We start from the raw sequence: 19,788 nt of genomic DNA, 5'->3' as shown, positions 1-19,788 counted from the left end.
TCGTAAAATGCCGGAAAGCTTTTAAATCATCAACCCATCTATTCCGCATGTTTCATCCTAAACAACCTATTCTTTACCTTTTCTTATCCTTCTGTTTCTTTTTCCTAACCACCCTGTCGACATTGGCTGCTGACCTGCGCTATACCTTGTCGATGTCGGAGCCGCATACCCACTATTTTGAGGTAGAAGTGGAGTTGAGCGGTGCCCGGCAAAACTACATTGACTATAAAATGCCCGTATGGGCTCCCGGCTCATACCTGGTACGCGAGTTCGCGAAGAATGTGGAAGGCTTTCATGCCACTGACAAATCAGGCAAAGCGCTGCGCCACGAGAAGGTGGACAAGAACACCTGGCGTGTATATAGCAACAAGGCTGAGGCCGTGCGAGTGCGCTACAAGGTATACGCCTACGAGATGAGCGTGCGCACCAGCTTCCTGGACGCTTCGCATGGCTATGTGAACGGTACAAGTATATTTATGTATCCGGAGGGCTATCAGAAGCAGCAGGGCACATTGGTGATACAGCCTTTCAAGGACTGGAAGACGGTGTCTACCGGCCTCAAAAGCACAGGCAACTTTACTTATACCTTCCCTGACTACGACATCCTGGCCGACTCTCCGCTGGAGATCGGCAACCACGAAGTGCTTCGATTCGAGGCAGGTGGCGTGCCCCACGAAATAGCCATGTACGGGGAAGGTAACTACCAGCCTGAGCGCCTGTTGGCTGACATGAAAAAGGTAGTGGAAGAATGCATCAGTCTGATGGGCGAGCTGCCTGTTGACCGCTATGTTTTCATTGTGCACAACCTGCACCGCGGCGGCGGCGGACTGGAGCACCTGAACTCGACCACCTTGCAGACAAGCCGCTGGAATTATGGCACCGAGCAGGGCTATACCGGTTTTATGGCGCTGGTAGCGCATGAGTACTTCCACCTTTGGAACGTGAAGCGCCTGCGTCCGGCCCCACTTGGTCCCTTTGATTATGACAAGGAAAACTATACCCGACTGCTGTGGGTGTCGGAGGGGATCACGAGCTATTACGATGACCTGATCACCCAGCGAGCCGGTCTGATGCGCACAGAGCGCTACCTGGATGTAGTGGCAGGCAGTATCAACTCAGTGGAGAACACGCCAGGCAACCAGGTGCAGACGGTAGCTGAGTCCAGCTTCGATGCCTGGATCAAGTACTATCGCCGCAACGAGAACACAAACAATGCCGAAGTGTCCTATTATACCAAAGGCGGCGTACTCGGGCACCTGCTGAACATGGAGATCATGAAGAACACCAAAGGCGATAAAAGCCTGGATGACGTGATGCGCTACATGTATGACCGTTACTACAAGAAGCTGAACCGTGGCTTTACAGAGCAGGAGTTCAAGGAGGCGCTGGAGCGTTTCGCCGGTCGCAAGCTGGACGATTTCTTCCAGAGCTACGTGCACGGCACAGAGACGCCGGACTACAACCGCTATTTCGAAGCCGCCGGGCTGCGGCTCGTTAACCAGAACGAAGGCGTGCTCAACCTGAACTGGGGAGCCGGCACGGCAGTGGAGAATGGACGCACCATCGTAAAAACTGTAGCCCGTGGCAGCAGCACCTGGGAGGGAGGCCTGAACGTGAATGACGAGCTCATCGCTATTGACGGCTACAGAGTAGAAAGCGACATTTCTCCCCTGATCAGCGGGCGCACGATCGGTGACAAAGTATCGGTAACCGTTGTGCGCGACGGTAAGCTGCTGGAGTTGCAGATTCCGATTGTGGCAGATAAGAGCGTACGCTACCGTTTTGAGCGTGTAGAAAAACCAACCGCAGTGCAACAGAAGATCTATACGAAATGGCTGAAGCTGCAATAGCGACCGTTTAAATAAAGTAAAAGGCCGGCTCTTTCATCAAGAGCCGGCCTTTTACTTTGCTTACGGGGAAGCTTATATAGTTTATCTAATCGCTTGTACCCCAAAATTGTGATAAGTTTACAATAATTTGATCTTAAACAATAGGTGTCTAGTATTGGACTGTTTTCTGTTCAGAAGTCTGGTATTCAATTGGATTGGTTTTTTAACTTTTGCCAGCCAGTATTTGCGCAAAAATAAAATTTATACTATATTTCGAATATAAACACCAGAAACCAAGCGGTTTGCCATATGGTCATCAGTGATTCGTCCTATGCTCTTGTTACCTATCTGAAGGAAGCAGGTGTGCTATCCATTAGCTGGAAATTGAAGCCAGATACAGATCAGTTCAGAAACTTATACTGGCAGGTGCTGCAGTTTGTGAAAACCAGCCCTAAGATCTGCTATTACAGTACTGACATGTCACGCATTGGGCCTTTTGATGCCGAGCAGGAGGTCTGGCTGAGCCGTGAGTATTACCCACAGGTATCGGATATTATCGGGGAGGATATTTACGCGGCAGTTATCTTTTCAGAAGGCCACTTTAAGGCACTTGTCAACAACTACATTGCCTCTCAGCTGTTACCGGTGCACGATTTTATTCACTTCAACTATTTCACTGACAAGGCTGAGGCAATGGACTGGCTGCTGTACATGCAAAAAGGTCAGGACCTTGCCATGGTAGCAAAATCCTGACCCTTCCTGCTGGTTCACTTACCCATCAAGGGAAAATGCCAAGCGCTTCATAACTCACCCCTATCTTTTCGATGGCAGTCAGGAAAGCAGCTGCACGCATATCATGTATGTCCTTTTTGTTCATGACGCCCCTGATCTCGTGATAAGCGTTGATCATGGTGTCCTCCAGACCGGAGCGCACCAGGCTGATCTCGTCAGAACCCTGTATAAGCATAGTACGCTCATGGGTGGTCAAGCTTTTACCGGAAGCGCTCTCAATCGCATTAACGAGGCGTCTATGGCTGGCTTCCTCGGCACGCTTGCCCATACGTCCAAAACGTACATTTGACAGGTTTTTTAGCCATTCGAAATAGGATACGGTCACACCGCCTGCATTTATGTAGAGGTCAGGTATAATGATGATTCCTTTCTCGAGCAAAATCTTTTCAGCATCACGGGTGACAGGACCATTGGCACCTTCCGCAACTATTTTTGCTTTGATGCGGGCTGCGTTGCCGGCATGTATCTGGTTTTCCAGAGCGGCCGGGATCAGAATGTCACACTCTTCTTCCAGCAGTTCCACTGAGTTTTCAAAGTTCTTGCACTGCCCGAAATCCAGGATAGAACCTGTTTCACTGCGATGCTTGAAAGCCTCCGCCACATCGATGCCATTGGAGTTATAGATACCGCCTTCGCGCTCTGCTATACCTATGATGATGGCACCGTCCTGCTGACAGAAGTGAGCGGCATTGTAGCCTACATTGCCCAGACCCTGCACAATAACACGCTTGCCCTCCATGGTATTGCCTTCTATACCTGCCTTTTTCATGTATTCCGTGTCACTCAGAGCTTCGCGTATGCCATAGAATACCCCCAGACCGGTAGCTTCTGCACGGCCCCGGATACCGCCCTGGCCTACAGGCTTACCCGTTACACAACCCAGCGCATTAGTTTCGCCATACTTGAGTGCCTGATACGTGTCTGCAATCCAGGCCATTTCGCGGCTGCCTGTGCCGTAGTCAGGAGCTGGTACGTCCATACCTGGCCCAATCAGGTTTTTCTTGATAAGTTCAGCTGCGTAACGGCGCGTTACTTTTTCGAGTGTTTTGACAGAACTGGTGCGTGGGTTAATCTTTACGCCACCCTTGGCACCCCCAAAAGGCACATCTACCACCGCGCATTTAAACGTCATCAGCGTTGCAAGTGCCTTCACCTCATCCTCATCTACCTGCATGCTGAATCTGATACCCCCTTTGGACGGAAGTTTGTGGTGGCTATGCTGCACTCTGATGCCTTCGATCACTTCTACACGGCCATCGATCTCAACCGGAAAAGACACTTTATATACACTGTTGCAGGTCTTGATCTGTGCCAGAATACCAGGGTCAAGCTTTGAATAACTGGCAGCGTGATCGAAAAACTGGTGCACGCTTTCCAGAAATTTTTTGCCTTCATTTGGGGTGTTTGCCATAGGAGTATATCTTTTTTGGTGAATGCATTAAATGAGTTTAGAACGTCTGCCGGGGTAAATTGTTTGCTTAAGGGCTTTTGTTTCGGAAACTGACATAAGTTAAAGAAAAAATTTTTAGCAGCTTAGAAACTTGTCAGTAAGCCAGTTAAGTTTGTTAACTATATGAAACCAATAAAATATTTAACTATTTCTTGTTATTAATATATAAATATTACATCTTTGTTTATACAGAATCCAAGTCGCTCTTCTTTAGTTGACTATGTTTAGTTTAAATATCTTCTACCTGATGGCCATAAGCCGCATAAACTGATACGTACCATGTACACAGACAATTTGATGGGTGCCCATGCTTTTGGCAGACATTTTTCGGTAAGGGATCAGCATCGCAGTGTCCTGCAGGAGCAGTTGAGGCTGAAGTACGTGCATGAGGAAGAAACGCTTTATATTAAGTGGGACGGAGAGGTTAGCTCCAACGAACTGCGACAGGGCTACGCACACATCATGGACATGGTGTTCATGTATAAGCCGCAGAAATGGATACTGAACCTGCAGAGTAGACTTGCCATTGAAAAAGAAGACCAACAGTGGGTGTTCAAGTATGTATTCCCGGAAGTGCTGCGTGCTGTAAATAAGAATGTCTTTGTAGCGGTTGTTATGCCCGTGTTCGCTTACAATAGTTTGGTAAATGAAATAGACGGGGATGAACTGATGGATGGAGATAACTTTATGATCATCCACCATTTCCTGTACCAGGAAGAAAGTCGCCGCTGGCTGCACGAGATGGCCGAAACTGACCTGAAGATGGCCTAGGTATAGCGACCTCCGAATAAAAAGAGGTCCGGTTGGTATGATTATCACCTGGCCGGACCTCTTTATTTATTACGCTGGTATAAATTAGTGAACTGAGATCAGCTCCACATCAAAAATCAGTGTAGTGTTTGGTCCGATCACGTCGCCGGCGCCCTGTGAGCCATAAGCCAGGTTGGACGGAATGAACAGTCTCCATTTAGCACCTTCCTTCATCAACTGAAGGGCTTCTGTCCAGCCGGCAATTACACCGTTAACAGGGAACGTGGCTGGCTGACCGCGCTCGTAGCTTGAGTCGAACACCGTACCGTCGATCAGAGTGCCGTGGTAGTGAGTCGTTACTTTGTCAGAGGCTGCCGGTGACTTGCCGGTGCCTTCCTGAAGCACCTGGTACTGCAGACCGCTCGGCAGTGTTTTAACACCCTCCTTATTTTTATTTTCCGCTAAAAAAGCTTCACCGGCTTTCTGGTTTTCACCGCCTTGAGCGCCTTGCTTTTCTTGCATCTCCTGCTGTAGCGCCATCATGGCCATCTGGATATCCTGCTGGGAAAGAGAGGAAGGCTCACCGGCGATCACCTCTTTCAGGCCTTTTACAAAAGCATCCGCTTCGATTTCGATACCCTGTTTTTTGAGGTTGGCTGCCATGTCGCGGCCGATGATGTAGCTTATTTTTTCCTTTTGTGTCATGTATAAAGGTATAGATGATAGGATTGATTTTCGGTGATAAAGGTACGGCTAAAGGGGGGATTAACCTAAAAGGAATGCATTCAGGAGAGAAAGCAGGCGTGAGGCCTGCTTTCTCATTACCTAAACAACAGTCGAAAGCTTAGAGATATAAGTGAATGTCTTCTTCGTGAAGGTCCATTTGGAATTGCCCGGGCGACATCCAGCCTTTCATAAGGTAGCCAAATGTGGTGCCGATGAGCAGGAGAGAGGAGATTGTCGTAAAGCGCATCATGATATATAGCCTGAAGAGTTAAACTTAAATTTTTTAACGCTATATAGTGATTTAGGTTGTGCATCTTTCACCCTCATTCACTGTATTTTAGTACAAAAGCATGAAGTAAGCATATACCCCTTCTTATTGGCGCTTAAAAAAAACAGCCTGCCACTTATTAGCGTATGATTTTTAGGTTTTCTTCTTTTCTTTCAATTAACTTTGCACTGTCAACCGAAAAGACATGAGGCCAACCGGCAAATATCCTTCTTTCTGGCTTACCATACCTGGTTCAGGTCTGGTAGCAGCTTCTCATCATGTGGTAATGTGTGATGAACTGAATGGCTATTGCCTTAACTTTTTTTCCTCTCCCAAGGCCTTTAACAAGTAAGCCGGAGCTTACGCTCTGGCGCCCCGCAACATAACTGGCAATTACAGATTTCTGGTTAAGCAATTTTCTTTCACTCATTCATTTTCTAAGATTTTACGACATGGCAAGTAAGGTCAGTGTGAGGCAATCCCTGGGATACGTCTTTATAGCAGCTTATCTGTTTACCCTGTTTTTATCGATTTTTGAGCGGCCATACCTGTGGCTTCTCTTAGTCATTGTGCCCTTGCACCTGCTATACCTGCGCAACGTTCGGCAGGGCAGGCACTCCATTCTGCGCAACTACCCGCTGGTAGGCTATCTGCGCTATTTCTTCGAGAGCATCCGACCGGAGCTACGTCAATACTTCTTTGAGTCCGACCTGGATGGCAAGCCATTCAGCCGACGCCAGCGCTCCATCGTGTACCAGCGCGCGAAGAACGTGCGCGAGACGGTACCGTTCGGTATGCAGGCCAACAGCCAGGAGCCGGGCTTCGAGTGGATTGCCCATACCATGTTCCCTGTGCACGTACAGGCCAAGGACCTGCGCGTGACAGTAGGAGGCAGCCGGTGTAAGCAGCCTTATAGCGCCAGCATTTACAATATCTCAGCCATGAGTTATGGCTCTCTGAGTAAAACAGCTGTGACTGCTCTGAGTGCGGGTGCCAAACTGGGCGGCTTTGCGCACAATACCGGTGAGGGGGGCGTGAGTCCTTTCCACCTAGAAGGTGGCGGCGACCTGATCTGGCAGATCGGTACGGGCTACTTTGGCTGCCGCGACAAAGACGGCAACTTCTCTGAAAAGCTATTCAAAGAGCAGGTAGCGCATCCGCACATCAAGATGGTGGAGATCAAGTTGTCACAGGGAGCCAAGCCAGGGCACGGTGGTATACTGCCGGCTGCCAAGAATACACCGGAGATCGCAGCTATACGCAAGGTGGAGCCCTATACCACAGTTGCTTCGCCTCCGGCACACTCAGCTTTCAATGACCAGTTTACCATGCTGCTGTACATAGACAAATTGCGCGTGCTTTCAGACGGCAAGCCGATCGGTATCAAGCTGTGCATTGGTAACAAGCAGGAGTTTGAGCGCCTCTGCCAGGAAATGAAGCACAACCGCATCTACCCGGACTTCATCACGATAGACGGGGCTGAGGGCGGTACAGGTGCCGCACCACTTGAGTTTACCGATAGCCTGGGTATGCCGCTTTACGACGCCCTGGCCTACGTGCAGCACATGCTGGAACTCTACGGGCTGCGTGACGAGATTAAACTGATAGCGGCGGGTAAGATCATCACCGGGGTGGACATCATCAAGGCTATTTCGCTGGGTGCTGACATATGCTACAGTGCAAGGGGTATGATGTTCGCGCTGGGCTGTATACAGGCCTTACAGTGTGACTCCGGCCGCTGCCCGGTAGGTATAGCCACACAGGATAAGAACCTGTACAAGGGGCTGGACGTAGCAGATAAGCGGGTGCGTGTGGCCAACTTCCATGGCAATACCATCAAGTCAACCATCGAAGTGATGGAGGCCTGCGGCTTTGCATCCCTGCAGGATATCACGCCGGATAAAATATTCAGGCGTGTGGAGCAGGGGCAGACGAAGAGTTTCAAGGACATTTATTTTCCGAAGAAGCCTTCCCCCAGTTCTATCAGCAAAAACTACGTACTTAATTGATATGGATAACTTAATCTATCTGACCGAGCAGGATTACAAGCGCCTGGTTGATCTGGTGCAGCAGCAAAGACAGGGTGCAGGCATGCAGCCAAACATTGCTAAGCTTGGTGAAGAACTGAAGCGGGCCAGGCGGGTTGCTTCGGAGGAGATTCCAGCAGAAGTCGTGACGATGAATTCAAGTGTTTTATTAAAGGACTTGAAGAGCGGCAAGGAAATGGAGATTACGCTGGTGTACCCGAAGGATGCCGACGTGAACACCCGTAAAATTTCCATTCTCGCTCCGGTAGGTACAGCCATTATTGGCTGTAAAGAAGGAGACGAGGTAGAGTGGCCTGTTCCATCAGGCACGATCAACTATAAAATTGAAAAGGTGACGTTTCAACCGGAAGCTTCCGGTAACTTCTCGCTTTAGGTATAAGATTAAGTCAAAAAAAGCCAGTTCGCAACCTGCTAAGGTATAGCGAACTGGCTTTTTGCTTTCTTAAAAAAGGTGCTCATACCTGTACTCTATCAGGCATAATCGCTGATGTTTTCTTCCCAAAGGTCAAAGTCGATCTCTTCTTCCTCGATCCTGGTGCTCAAGTATACGTAAGCTGCCAGGCCCAGGAACACGAGTGCCGAGCCAACCAGCACGAACGGGAAATCCTCAATGTCTTTATTTTTATTTTTGGTTTTCATGGTGCGATTTATTTATGTTGCTTTATACCTCTCAAAGCTGCAATATGTTGTCAAGGTGCTGACTGCCAGCAGATACAAAAAAGAAGGCCGGGCAAATGCCCGGCCTTTGCTTTTAATAACGCCGCCTGCTTGCGGCATATTTTATCAAAACTTACATATTTCTGCGGTACTGTCCGCCGACCTCAAACAGGGCGTTGGTAATCTGACCCAGTGAGCAGTACTTCACGGTCTCCATCATCTCCTCAAAGATGTTCCCGTTGTTGATCGCCACCTGCTGGATGCGTTTCAGCATTTCTTCTGACTTATCGGCATTGCGCTGGTGCAAGCTTTGCAGCATCGAGATCTGGTATTGCTTTTCGTCTTCCGTTGCGCGAATTACTTCTGTAGGCAGCACCGTTGGCGAACCTGTGGAAGAAAGGAAGGTGTTCACGCCGATGATCGGGTACTCTCCGGTGTGCTTCAGTGTCTCGTAGTACAGGCTTTCCTCCTGAATCTTACCGCGCTGGTACATTGTCTCCATGGCACCCAATACACCGCCACGTTCCGTGATGCGGTCAAATTCGGCCAGTACAGCCTCTTCTACCAGGTCAGTCAATTCTTCGATAATGAACGAGCCCTGCAGCGGGTTCTCGTTCTTGGCCAGACCCAGCTCACGGTTGATGATCAGCTGGATGGCCATGGCACGACGAACAGATGCTTCTGTTGGGGTCGTGATCGCCTCGTCGTAAGCGTTCGTGTGCAGTGAGTTACAGTTGTCGTAAATTGCATACAGTGCCTGCAGCGTGGTGCGGATGTCGTTAAAGTCGATCTCCTGCGCGTGCAGTGAACGGCCAGAGGTCTGGATGTGGTACTTCAGCATCTGCGAACGAGCATCAGCATTATACTTGTGCTTCATCGCCTTCGCCCAGATTCTTCGGGCCACACGACCAATCACCGCATATTCCGGATCGATACCGTTTGAGAAGAAGAAGCTCAGGTTTGGCGCAAACTTGTTGATGTCCATACCGCGGCTCACATAGTATTCCACAAACGTAAAGCCATTGGCCAACGTGAAGGCCAGCTGCGAAATCGGGTTGGCACCTGCCTCCGCGATGTGATAGCCGGAGATAGACACCGAGTAGAAGTTGCGTACGTTCTTGTCGATGAAGTAGGCCTGCACGTCACCCATCAATCGCAGTGAGAATTCCGTGGAGAAGATACAGGTATTTTGCGCCTGGTCTTCTTTCAGGATATCCGCCTGCACGGTGCCACGTACAGAAGCCAAAGTGCGTGCCTTTATCGGCTCGTATACCTCAGCCGGTAGCACCTGGTCACCGGTTACGCCCAATAGCATCAGGCCAAGGCCGTCGTTGCCCTTTGGCAGTTCGCCCTGATAACGTGGACGCTCCGTGCCTTTCTCTTTGTAGATGGCGTCGATCTTCTGGTTGATTTCTTCTTCGAGACCGTTCTCTTTGATGTACAGTTCACACTGCTGGTCGATGGCGGCATTCATAAAGAAGCCAGTCAGAATCGCAGCAGGACCATTGATGGTCATCGAAACCGAGGTCATCGGGTCGGCCAGGTTGAAGCCGGAGTACAGTTTCTTGGCATCATCCAGGCAGCAGATGCTCACGCCGGAGTTACCGATCTTGCCGTAGATGTCTGGTCTGAAGTCCGGGTCTTCACCGTAAAGCGTCACCGAGTCGAAAGCCGTGGAGAGGCGCTTTGCTGGCATGCCCAGGCTCACGTAGTGGAAGCGACGGTTGGTACGCTCCGGACCGCCTTCGCCCGCAAACATACGGGTTGGGTCTTCGCCTTCGCGCTTGAACGGGAAAACACCCGCTGTATAAGGGAACTCACCCGGCACGTTCTCCTGCAGGTTCCACTTGAGCAAATCACCCCAGGCCTCGTAGCGCGGAGTAGAAACCTTTGGTATTTGCAGGTGCGAGAGCGATTCAGTATGCGTCTTGATCTTTAGTTCTTTGTCACGCACCTTGAACACATAGAACTCGTTCTTGTAGGCTTGAACCTTGTCTTTCCAGTTCTCAAGTATCTTCTTGTTCTGTCCGTCCAGGCTCAGCTCTACTTCGGCATAAGCCTGCTCGAGCTGCTTGATCAGACGGTCCTTGTCTTCCACCTCAATCCCCTGCACCGCCTCAATTGATTTCTTGATGCCGTAAAGCTTCTGCGCTACTTCGGCCTGATCCTTCGTCCACTTGTCGTAGTTGCGGATGGTCTCAGAGATCTCAGAAAGGTAGCGGGTGCGGGCAGGAGGGATGATGAACACCTTCTCCGACATTTCCTTTGAAGTCTGCAGGTTGGAGTCGAACTCAACGCCTGTTTTCTCCGACAGCTTGGCCATAACGGCACGGTAGAGCTGGTTCATGCCCGGGTCGTTGAACTGCGAAGCGATGGTGCCGAACACCGGTATCTCGTCGTCGCTTACGTCCCACAACTGGTGGTTGCGCTTATACTGTTTCTTCACGTCACGCAGGGCGTCGAGGGCACCGCGCTTGTCAAATTTGTTCAGGGCGATCACGTCGGCAAAGTCAAGCATATCGATCTTCTCGAGCTGCGTGGCGGCACCGTACTCCGGCGTCATCACATACAGGCTCATATCGGAGTGCTCGATGATCTCCGTGTCAGACTGGCCTATACCAGATGTCTCCAGGATGATCATGTCAAAATCGGCCGCTTTCACGATGTCTACCGCGTCCTGCACATACTTGCTCAGGGCCAGGTTGCTCTGGCGTGTGGCCAGGGAGCGCATGTATACCCGCTCGTTCGAGATCGAGTTCATACGGATACGGTCGCCCAACAGGGCACCACCGGTCTTGCGCTTCGATGGGTCCACCGAAATAATAGCGATCTTCTTCTCCGGGAAGTCGAGCAGGAAACGGCGCACCAGTTCGTCCACCAATGATGATTTACCGGCACCACCCGTACCGGTTATACCGAGCACTGGTGTTTTCACTTCTTTGGCCTGCTCTCTTACTTCGTTCAGAATGCTGCGGGCTTCCTCCGGGAAGTTCTCAGCAGCCGAGATCAGCCGGGCGATGGCTTTCGGGTCTTTGTCACGCAGGTGCTTCGCTTCTCCGTTCAGGTCTTTGCCTGTCGGGAAGTCGCACTTCTCCAGCATGTCGTTGATCATACCCTGCAGCCCCATGGCGCGACCGTCGTCCGGGGAGTAGATGCGGGCAATGCCGTATTCATGCAGTTCCTCGATCTCAGTCGGCAGGATCACCCCGCCGCCACCGCCGAAGATGCGGATATGGCCGCAGCCACGCTCGTTGAGCAGGTCGTACATGTATTTGAAATACTCCAGGTGACCGCCCTGGTAGGAGGTGATGGCGATGGCTTGTGCGTCTTCCTGCACCGCGCAATCCACGATCTCCTGTACAGAGCGGTTGTGGCCCAGGTGAATCACCTCGGCGCCAGATGCCTGGATGATGCGGCGCATGATGTTGATCGAAGCGTCGTGCCCGTCAAACAAGGAGGCAGCCGTCACGATCCGGATGTGGTTCACCGGCTTATATGGTTCTACTTTAGTAAGTTGCATAATTTACTAACAAGGATTTTTTTCAAATTTGATGCGAATATAGTCATTTTTACGCAGGATTGACAGGCAGGGCCTGATTCAGAAAAGCCAGGAAACAGCGCAACCATCGCCAAAGCCGTACTGGGATATACGGTATGGATAGCCTTAGAAGCAAGAAAATACCAAGGAGCAGGTATACGCTGGCAAGAGCGGGCGATTATGCGAGCCTCTAGGGAAGGGGTTTAGCAGGCAAAGGACTCGTGAAAGTATGAGGAAACGCTGTAGTTTAGCCTAGTCCCGCCTCTTTTCCAAGCGACACCAGGTCAGCCACATTGGTAGTGCGGAGTTTCTTTTGGATGCTCTTGCGGTGGGTACTCACGGTGTTCGGGCTGATAAATAGTTGCTCGGCGATCTCCTTGGTGCTGCACCCCTTGCAGATCAGTTCGAGAATCTCGATTTCGCGCTTTCGCAAACTCCTCACTACCCGGCTCCTTTTTTGCTTCAGCTTCTCCTTGAGTGCCTGTACCAACTGAGCTTCCGTATTCATGGCAGGGCTCAGGTCTACATCCACACAGACCACCTCCTTAACCTCTCCCTGCTGGTTTTTGCTGAAAGCCTTGGCCCAGCCTACAAACCATTTGTACTGGTCTTCCTCTTTGTGTTTTGCCCGGAACAAGCCTCCGAATTCAGCCCCGTTGAACTGCTGGTAATGGGTGATGCTGTCTTCAGGGATTTGCTGGTCGTCCGGGTGCACAATGGTCTCTATGTACTTCATGCCACCCATTTCCAGTATCTCAGCCAAGGTATAGCCAAGGCTTTCCTCATTGGCGCGATTGCACCAGACTACCCCCAGGTCCAGGTTGGAGATGTAGATATTGGCAGGCACTTCGTGGATGACCTTCTCCAGGAACTCACATTTCTCCTTCAGAAGTTGAATCTCACGCTCCATAGCGGCAATCTTATCGGCGCTGGAAGTCTGTTCTGGCATACAGTATCTGATTTCGGTTTGCAAAAAGATTCTAAAGTTATAAAACTTATATGCTAAATTCCATGTGTGTTGGCAGAATAATAAGGAGGGGACGGCAAAGAGGCCAATCATAAAATGATTTAGGCCGGAATACAGCAACAAACCTACATTCTTCTTAACTTTGTTTTTCGTAAGAACTATTTATGAAGAACATTCGCAATTTCTGCATCATCGCTCACATCGACCACGGTAAAAGCACGCTGGCTGACCGCCTGCTGGAATTTACTTCTACGGTTGCAGAGCGTGAAATGCAAAACCAGCTGCTCGATAACATGGATCTGGAGCGTGAGCGCGGCATTACTATTAAGAGTCACGCCATCCAGATGAATTACCATTATAAAGGAGAGGACTACGTGTTGAACCTGATCGATACGCCAGGCCACGTCGACTTCTCTTATGAAGTGTCCCGTTCTATTGCTGCCTGTGAGGGTGCGCTGCTGATCGTGGATTCTTCGCAAGGTATAGAGGCCCAGACTATTTCGAACCTCTACCTGGCCATCGGTTCTGACCTGGAAATCATCCCGGTACTGAACAAGATTGACCTGCCGCACGCCATGCCAGAAGAGGTGAGTGACCAGATCATCGATCTGATCGGCTGCGACAGAGAAGACATTATCCATGCCTCCGGTAAAGCAGGTATAGGTATAGAAGAAATACTGAACGCTATCTGTGACCGGGTTCCTGCACCAAAGGGCGACCCTGCCGCTCCGCTCCAGGCCTTGATCTTTGACTCCGTATTCAACTCATACAGAGGTATCGAGGTGTACTTCCGTATCTACAACGGTACCTTGAAAAAAGGGGAGAAGGTTAAGTTCATTAACACCGGCAAGACCTACGAAGCGGATGAGATTGGCGTGCTCAAACTTAACCAGGAGCCTCGCAAGGAAATGGCTGCCGGTAACGTGGGCTACCTGATATCAGGTATAAAGAACGCTAAAGAAGTAAAGGTAGGGGATACAATCACACACGTGGATCGTCCTGCTGTAGGTATACAGGGTTTCGAAGACGTGAAGCCCATGGTATTTGCCGGTATCTACCCGGTAGAAACCAGCGAGTATGAAGAATTGCGTGCCTCCATGGAGAAGCTGCAGTTGAATGATGCTTCGCTTGTTTGGGAGCCGGAAACATCAGCGGCTCTTGGATTCGGTTTCCGTTGCGGCTTCCTCGGTATGCTGCACATGGAAATCGTGCAGGAGCGTCTGGAGCGAGAGTTCGACATGACCGTGATTACCACGGTGCCGTCGGTACAGTTTCATGTGCATACTACCAAAGGTGAGCTGCTTAAAGTAAGTGCACCTTCTGAGATGCCAGAACCGAACTACATCGACCACATTGAGGAGCCTTTTATCAAGGCGCAGATTATCTCTAAGGCAGAGTACGTGGGGCCCATCATCACGCTGTGTATGGAGAAGCGCGGTATCCTGAAGAACCAGACTTACCTCACCAGTGACCGGGTAGAGCTTTCCTTTGAAATGCCGCTGGCAGAGATTGTATTCGACTTTTTTGATAAGCTTAAGACTATTTCCCGTGGTTACGCCTCGTTGGACTACGAACTGATTGGTTTCCGTCAGTCGAATATGGTGAAGCTGGACGTAATGCTAAATGGTGAACCTGTGGATGCCTTGTCAGCCATCGTTCACCGCGAGAAAGCCTACGACTGGGGCAAGCGCCTCTGCGAGAAGCTCCGTGAGCTGCTGCCACGTCAGATGTTCGAGATCGCCATTCAGGCGGCAATCGGGCAGAAAATCATCGCCCGTGAAACCGTGAAGGCCCTGCGCAAGAACGTACTGGCCAAGTGCTACGGCGGTGACATTTCGCGTAAGCGCAAGCTCCTCGAGAAACAGAAGAAAGGTAAGAAACGCATGCGCCAGGTAGGTAACGTGGAAATCCCGCAAGAAGCCTTCTTAGCCGTGCTTAAACTCGACTAACAATACCAAGCCCCGACGTGCCCCTGCGCGTCGGGGCTTGTCGCTTATAGTTGCCTGGCGAGGGCTTCGTGTCAAAGCCCCTGGCCCTATACATCAACACAGAACTCTTAACTCATAACTTTTAATTAAAAACATGATTCTGCTCGACGGTAAAAAAACATCCGAAGCCATTCAGCAAGAAATTGCAGCTGAAGTTGCCGAAATTAAAGCCAATGGAGGCAAGGTGCCGCATCTGGCGGCGATACTGGTAGGCAATGACGGCGGCTCTGTCACGTATGTGAACAACAAAGTGCTGGCCTGCGAAAAAGTAGGTTTTGGTTCTACGCTGGTGCGTTACGAAGATGATGTGACCGAAGAAGAATTGCTCAACAAGATACAGGAGCTGAACGAGAGCGAGGAAGTGGACGGTTTTATTGTACAGCTGCCACTACCCAAGCATATTAACACGCAAAAAGTGCTGGAGGCGGTTGATCCTAAGAAAGATGTGGATGGTTTCCATCCGGCTAACGTAGGCCGTATGGTTGCTGGCCTGACGTCTTTCCTGCCAGCCACTCCTTACGGCATTCTGCAACTCATCGAACGCTACGGCATCGAAACGAACGGAAAGCACTGTGTGGTGATTGGCCGCAGCAACATTGTAGGTTCGCCTATGAGCATCCTGATGGCCAAAGCCGCTTACCCGGGCAACGCTACCGTAACACTTTGCCACCGCAACACAGTTGACCTGCCTTACTATACCCGCCAGGCGGATATCATCATCGCGGCTGTGGGGCTGCCAGGTCTGGTAACCGCCGACATGGTGAAAGAAGGTGCTGTGGTGATCGACGTGGGCACTACCCGCGTACCCGACACTTCCCGTAAATCAGGCTACAGGCTGCGTGGAGATGTTGATTTCGATAATGTGGCTCCTAAGTGTAGCTATATCACACCCGTGCCAGGTGGTGTAGGGCCGCTGACCATCGCCATGTTGCTGAAAAATACTTTGAGAGCTGCAAGAAAAGAGGTATACGCCTAAGTCTTATTGCACTCCCTAAATTTTCCAAGGCCCCTTCCTGAATACAGGAAGGGGCTTTTTTTTTAAATGAGTTCCTTCGAAGACCTCACAGTGTCTTTCAGACCTGTGAGTGTCTGTGCCAGCTGCCTTGCTATACCTATACCTGCGAATTCTAAATTTATCGTACTAGCGCTAATTTTTGTGCTGGATAACATCTAACAACAATGGTAACTTATGATGCTTCGTAGTTCACGAGACACTCACAGGTCTGAAAGACACTGTGAGGTCTGCACGTTTTCCTCCGACATTGCTAATCCTGAAAATCCTTGGGGAAGGGGTTCAATATAAAGATCCTGACAGGATTACCGTTGTGCACGATTCGGACTGTCTCGGGCCAGTACGCATACCTGAAATCATTTGATTACCCGAACTTATAATCTGCTCAGGTATAACGGAACATAAGTTGCGCTCTACCTTGTTGCTTTTTTGACTAACTTTGCAAGTTCGGTGCGGGCTTATAATTATCACAGGTAAAGCCGCACCATTATTTAATGAAGGCTTGTACCTGATATTTCAGGTATAGCCATTGGAATACAGATTTGGAAACGACAAAAGCATACAAAACCGCCTCCATTCATTCAGTGCCCAAAGACGGCAGTGAACTTCCGCTGATGGAGGCATTTTATACGATACAGGGCGAAGGTGGCAACACCGGCACGGCAGCTTACTTTATCAGGCTTGGTGGCTGTGATGTGGGCTGTCACTGGTGCGATGTAAAAGAGAGCTGGGACGCCGAACAACATCCACTCACTCCTGTAGGGGAAATTGTGACGACCGCTAAAACCTTTCCGGGTAAAACCGTCGTAGTAACAGGCGGCGAACCGCTGCTTTATAACCTCAACCCGCTAACAGCCGGATTGCAGGAAGCAGGTATACGCACTATGATCGAAACCTCCGGGGCTTATCCTTTGAGCGGTTACTGGGACTGGGTGTGTTTGTCTCCTAAGAAGTTCAAGGCGCCTGATGCTTCTGTATATCCTTTTGCAGATGAGCTAAAAGTCATTATATTTAACAAATCGGATTTTGCATGGGCCGAAGAGCACGCGGCAAGGGTAGGAGCTGACTGTAAGTTATACCTGCAGCCAGAGTGGAGCAAAGCCGGGCAATTGATGCCACTTATTGTCGAATACGTTAAAAACAACCCCCAATGGCGTGTGTCTTTGCAGACACACAAGTACATGGATATTCCGTAAAAAGCTATGCTTAAGCCGCTGCTTCTTCTGACTCTGATTACAATTAGTATAGCGACCTCCTGTCTGGCACAGGGCAGACCGGCCTCCAATTCCAGGAAAGCAGTAACTCTTTACTACAAAGCAGAAGAAGCCGCACAGGCACGTGATTTTAACAAGGCGCTTTCCTACCTCGACGAGGCCATAGAGCGTGACCCAAAATACGCAGATGCTTACCTGAAAATTGCGCATCTGCACCGGGCCATGGGCAATAAGCCAGAGGTTTTCGAAAACCTGCAGAAGGGCCTGGCGCTCAAGCCATTTAACGCCGGGTTGATGAACAGTTACTTTGACCTGGCTGACCTCTACTTCGAACGGGGTGACTACGAAAACGCCCGCAAATATTTCGAGCTTTTCCTGCGTGGTAAGCCGCGTAATGGACGTATGGCCGACTTTGCCCGTCAGCAGATCCAGTCCGCTGACTTTGCTGCGGAGGCCATGAAGAAGCCAGTCAGCTTTAACCCGGTCAGGCTACCTGAAGATGTCAATCGCTTCGAGCTGCAGTATTTTCCCTCCACCACCGCTGACCAGCGTCACCTGATTTTTACGGCACGACTAGGCCATCGCCCTGACCAGGACGAAAACATATTTGTGAGCCAGTACCGCGACAAGAAGTGGAGCCCACCCAGCTCTATTTCTCCTGCCATCAATACCACTGCAAACGAAGGAGCAGCGACCATTTCCGGTGACGGCAAAACGCTTGTGTTTACCTCCTGCAACCGTTCCGACAGCCAAGGCGATTGTGATCTGTACATCTCTTTCAGAAGCGGGGATGAGTGGAGCAAACCCAAAAACATGGGGTCAGTGGTGAATTCCAAAGCATGGGATTCCCAACCTAGCCTGTCAGCCGACGGACGTACCCTATACTTTACCTCTACACGTCCAGGCGGCATTGGCAAAGAAGATATTTGGGTAACACGTCTGAACGAGGATGGCTCGTGGCAGAAACCTGAAAACATGGGTGAGCCTGTGAACTCAAGAGGTCGTGACATGGCACCATTCATACACGTGAGTGGGAGCACACTCTACTTTGTGAGCGACGGACACCTGGGCATGGGCGGTCTCGACGTGTTTATGACGACGCAGGACAACAGGAGCAAGTGGAGTGAACCCGAAAACATGGGGTATCCCCTGAACACGCACGCTGACGAAGGTTCGCTCTTCATCACCGCCGATAATAAGAAAGGCTATTACTCCCGCCAGGAGATGACAGAGGCCGGTGCTGCTACTATACAACTTTACGAGCTGGACGTGCCAGAGAACTGGCGCAGCAAAGTGAATAGCACCTATGCGCAAGGCCGTGTTTTCCATGCCGATACCAAAAAGCCGATTGCTGCCGTGGTACAGCTTTATGATGTGAGTGCCGACTCGCTGGTACAACAGGTTAACTCCGATAAGGTATCGGGTGATTATACGATCGTGCTTTCGGAAGGAGGGCAGTATGGCCTTTACGTTTCAGCTCCCGGCTTCCTGATGAACAGCCTGAGTTTTGACTATACCTCTGAAAAAGCACTGAGCCCGGTGGCACTTGACGTATACCTGAAGCCGATCAAGTCCGGAGCAGCGATTGTGCTAAATAACCTGTTTTTTGATACGGGGCAATACAAGTTGGAACGCAAATCGAAGACCGAGCTGGATAAGCTGATCACCTTCATGCAGCAAAACCCTTCCGTTCGAATTGAGATCTCGGGCCATACCGACGACATTGGCTCAGATGCTGACAATAAAGTTCTGTCTGAGCGTCGTGCCCGTTCTGTGGCTGACTACCTGCGCAGCAACAAAGTACCGAAAGACCGCATCACCTCCGTAGGTCACGGCGAGAGCAAACCAGTCAAGCCCAACACCTCAGACGAAAACCGCAGCCAAAACCGCCGCATTGAGATGCGGGTGTTGTAGGAGAGGAGTTGGTGCTAGTAATCGTTTAATCCACTTTTCAGGTATAGCATCACAGGACCTAACTTTCGGGGGTCACTAAATTAATCAGACTCTTGTCCCTTTCTGTTGAAGGCCCTTGCCTCCGAGGGGAATATCTGCTACTGCCTTTTCACAGGTATAAGTAATGTAGTTTCTGCTAGATCTACCGGACCCAATCACCCCTGCCACTCTCTGTAAAGGGGGCCACTGACTCCTGAGCACAATAAGTAAAGATTGTCATCTCCCTGCCCCTTAGAAGTAGAGTCGTTTTATTCTACAAAAACTTGCTCCAAGATCACTGTCATTCTGTTAAGAAACTCGGTCGTATGGGTGATAAGCCGCTGCTACTGGCGGGTCCCTCTTCACCAAGACCCCTACGGGATGACAAAAAAGCAGAATGAAACGGCCCTACCCCAGAGGGGATCCTTTGCCGTTGCCATTTGTCAATTGTGAACGTTTTAGTGCCAGTAGCTAACCATTGGCAGGTATAGCAAAACTAACTCGCACGGAAGCTATGAAACAAGCAGCAGTGCCATGTGCGTTTTTCGGCGCTCCACTGTTTGAGCGTTCAGCGAGTTTGGAGCGTCTTGATTTTTTTGCTTACTTTTTTCATCAAG

At 50.3% G+C, this 19,788-nt stretch carries 15 protein-coding genes; 9 read left to right on the top strand and 6 right to left on the bottom strand.

Annotation, left to right across the window (positions count from 1 at the left end):
* The first annotated feature begins 47 nt into the window (after nucleotides 1–47).
* Both I0P70_RS17830 and I0P70_RS17825 read left to right on the top strand, forming a co-directional pair.
* The gene (locus I0P70_RS17830; RefSeq protein ID WP_196120521.1) at nucleotides 48–1,850 is read left to right on the top strand and encodes a M61 family metallopeptidase; all 1,803 of its coding nucleotides are present in this window, start codon (nucleotides 48–50) and stop codon (nucleotides 1,848–1,850) included.
* 288 nt (nucleotides 1,851–2,138) lie between these two features.
* A complete protein-coding gene (locus tag I0P70_RS17825) occupies nucleotides 2,139–2,582 on the top strand; it encodes a hypothetical protein (protein ID WP_196120520.1) in 444 nt (147 codons plus the stop codon).
* A 25-nt stretch (nucleotides 2,583–2,607) separates the two neighbouring features.
* On the opposite strand, the gene I0P70_RS17820 is transcribed toward I0P70_RS17825, so the two are convergent.
* Entirely contained in the window at nucleotides 2,608–4,032 is a 1,425-nt protein-coding gene (locus I0P70_RS17820) for a Glu/Leu/Phe/Val dehydrogenase (protein WP_196120519.1), read from the bottom strand.
* A 318-nt stretch (nucleotides 4,033–4,350) separates the two neighbouring features.
* Between I0P70_RS17820 and I0P70_RS17815 the strand changes: the two genes are divergently transcribed.
* Entirely contained in the window at nucleotides 4,351–4,842 is a 492-nt protein-coding gene (locus I0P70_RS17815) for a hypothetical protein (RefSeq protein WP_196120518.1), read from the top strand.
* A gap of 84 nt (nucleotides 4,843–4,926) precedes the next feature.
* On the opposite strand, the gene I0P70_RS17810 is transcribed toward I0P70_RS17815, so the two are convergent.
* Both I0P70_RS17810 and I0P70_RS21495 read right to left on the bottom strand, forming a co-directional pair.
* A complete protein-coding gene (locus I0P70_RS17810; RefSeq protein ID WP_196120517.1) occupies nucleotides 4,927–5,526 on the bottom strand; it encodes an FKBP-type peptidyl-prolyl cis-trans isomerase in 600 nt (199 codons plus the stop codon).
* A gap of 139 nt (nucleotides 5,527–5,665) precedes the next feature.
* A complete protein-coding gene (locus I0P70_RS21495) occupies nucleotides 5,666–5,797 on the bottom strand; it encodes a hypothetical protein (protein WP_255531081.1) in 132 nt (43 codons plus the stop codon).
* A gap of 470 nt (nucleotides 5,798–6,267) precedes the next feature.
* On the opposite strand from I0P70_RS21495, the gene I0P70_RS17805 reads away from it, so the two are divergent.
* On the top strand, nucleotides 6,268–7,824 hold the full coding sequence (locus I0P70_RS17805) for an FMN-binding glutamate synthase family protein (RefSeq protein ID WP_196120516.1): 1,557 nt from the start codon (nucleotides 6,268–6,270) through the stop codon (nucleotides 7,822–7,824).
* Nucleotide 7,825: 1 nt separating this feature from the next.
* Nucleotides 7,826–8,236 (top strand): nucleoside diphosphate kinase regulator, encoded by a 411-nt coding sequence (gene rnk / locus I0P70_RS17800; protein ID WP_007660557.1) that lies wholly within the window; start codon nucleotides 7,826–7,828, stop codon nucleotides 8,234–8,236.
* A 98-nt stretch (nucleotides 8,237–8,334) separates the two neighbouring features.
* Here rnk and I0P70_RS17795 read toward each other — a convergent pair whose 3' ends face one another.
* The 3 genes from I0P70_RS17795 to I0P70_RS17785 form a co-directional block, all read right to left on the bottom strand.
* Nucleotides 8,335–8,502 (bottom strand): hypothetical protein, encoded by a 168-nt coding sequence (locus tag I0P70_RS17795; RefSeq protein WP_196120515.1) that lies wholly within the window; start codon nucleotides 8,500–8,502, stop codon nucleotides 8,335–8,337.
* 151 nt (nucleotides 8,503–8,653) lie between these two features.
* Entirely contained in the window at nucleotides 8,654–12,040 is a 3,387-nt protein-coding gene (locus I0P70_RS17790) for a methylmalonyl-CoA mutase family protein (RefSeq protein ID WP_196120514.1), read from the bottom strand.
* Nucleotides 12,041–12,305: 265 nt separating this feature from the next.
* Complete coding sequence (locus I0P70_RS17785; protein ID WP_196120513.1) at nucleotides 12,306–13,007, bottom strand: LuxR C-terminal-related transcriptional regulator; 702 nt, start codon at nucleotides 13,005–13,007, stop codon at nucleotides 12,306–12,308.
* A 182-nt stretch (nucleotides 13,008–13,189) separates the two neighbouring features.
* Here I0P70_RS17785 and lepA point away from each other — a divergent pair, with 182 nt between their 5' ends.
* From lepA to I0P70_RS17765, 4 genes are all read left to right on the top strand, one after another.
* The gene (gene lepA / locus I0P70_RS17780) at nucleotides 13,190–14,974 is read left to right on the top strand and encodes a translation elongation factor 4 (protein ID WP_196120512.1); all 1,785 of its coding nucleotides are present in this window, start codon (nucleotides 13,190–13,192) and stop codon (nucleotides 14,972–14,974) included.
* 133 nt (nucleotides 14,975–15,107) lie between these two features.
* On the top strand, nucleotides 15,108–15,989 hold the full coding sequence (locus tag I0P70_RS17775) for a bifunctional 5,10-methylenetetrahydrofolate dehydrogenase/5,10-methenyltetrahydrofolate cyclohydrolase (RefSeq protein WP_196120511.1): 882 nt from the start codon (nucleotides 15,108–15,110) through the stop codon (nucleotides 15,987–15,989).
* A 578-nt stretch (nucleotides 15,990–16,567) separates the two neighbouring features.
* The gene (locus I0P70_RS17770) at nucleotides 16,568–17,221 is read left to right on the top strand and encodes a 7-carboxy-7-deazaguanine synthase QueE (RefSeq protein WP_196120510.1); all 654 of its coding nucleotides are present in this window, start codon (nucleotides 16,568–16,570) and stop codon (nucleotides 17,219–17,221) included.
* A gap of 6 nt (nucleotides 17,222–17,227) precedes the next feature.
* Nucleotides 17,228–19,153: an OmpA family protein gene (locus tag I0P70_RS17765; protein ID WP_196120509.1), complete on the top strand. Its 1,926-nt coding sequence runs from the start codon at nucleotides 17,228–17,230 to the stop codon at nucleotides 19,151–19,153.
* The last annotated feature ends 635 nt before the right edge of the window (nucleotides 19,154–19,788 follow it).

Source organism: Pontibacter sp. FD36, assembly GCF_015686655.1.
In the GTDB taxonomy this organism is placed as follows: Bacteria; Bacteroidota; Bacteroidia; order Cytophagales; family Hymenobacteraceae; genus Pontibacter.
This window is presented reverse-complemented; position numbering and strand designations above follow the sequence as displayed.

Bases quoted from the DNA above. Each gene is read 5' to 3' on its own strand.
- I0P70_RS17830 (WP_196120521.1), top strand. From the start codon at position 48: ATGTTTCATCCTAAACAACCTATTCTTTACCTTTTCTTATCCTTCTGT.
- I0P70_RS17825 (WP_196120520.1), top strand. From the start codon at position 2,139: ATGGTCATCAGTGATTCGTCCTATGCTCTTGTTACCTATCTGAAGGAA.
- I0P70_RS17820 (WP_196120519.1), bottom strand. From the start codon at position 4,032: ATGGCAAACACCCCAAATGAAGGCAAAAAATTTCTGGAAAGCGTGCAC.
- I0P70_RS17815 (WP_196120518.1), top strand. From the start codon at position 4,351: ATGTACACAGACAATTTGATGGGTGCCCATGCTTTTGGCAGACATTTT.
- I0P70_RS17810 (WP_196120517.1), bottom strand. From the start codon at position 5,526: ATGACACAAAAGGAAAAAATAAGCTACATCATCGGCCGCGACATGGCA.
- I0P70_RS21495 (WP_255531081.1), bottom strand. From the start codon at position 5,797: ATGATGCGCTTTACGACAATCTCCTCTCTCCTGCTCATCGGCACCACA.
- I0P70_RS17805 (WP_196120516.1), top strand. From the start codon at position 6,268: ATGGCAAGTAAGGTCAGTGTGAGGCAATCCCTGGGATACGTCTTTATA.
- rnk (WP_007660557.1), top strand. From the start codon at position 7,826: ATGGATAACTTAATCTATCTGACCGAGCAGGATTACAAGCGCCTGGTT.
- I0P70_RS17795 (WP_196120515.1), bottom strand. From the start codon at position 8,502: ATGAAAACCAAAAATAAAAATAAAGACATTGAGGATTTCCCGTTCGTG.
- I0P70_RS17790 (WP_196120514.1), bottom strand. From the start codon at position 12,040: ATGCAACTTACTAAAGTAGAACCATATAAGCCGGTGAACCACATCCGG.
- I0P70_RS17785 (WP_196120513.1), bottom strand. From the start codon at position 13,007: ATGCCAGAACAGACTTCCAGCGCCGATAAGATTGCCGCTATGGAGCGT.
- lepA (WP_196120512.1), top strand. From the start codon at position 13,190: ATGAAGAACATTCGCAATTTCTGCATCATCGCTCACATCGACCACGGT.
- I0P70_RS17775 (WP_196120511.1), top strand. From the start codon at position 15,108: ATGATTCTGCTCGACGGTAAAAAAACATCCGAAGCCATTCAGCAAGAA.
- I0P70_RS17765 (WP_196120509.1), top strand. From the start codon at position 17,228: ATGCTTAAGCCGCTGCTTCTTCTGACTCTGATTACAATTAGTATAGCG.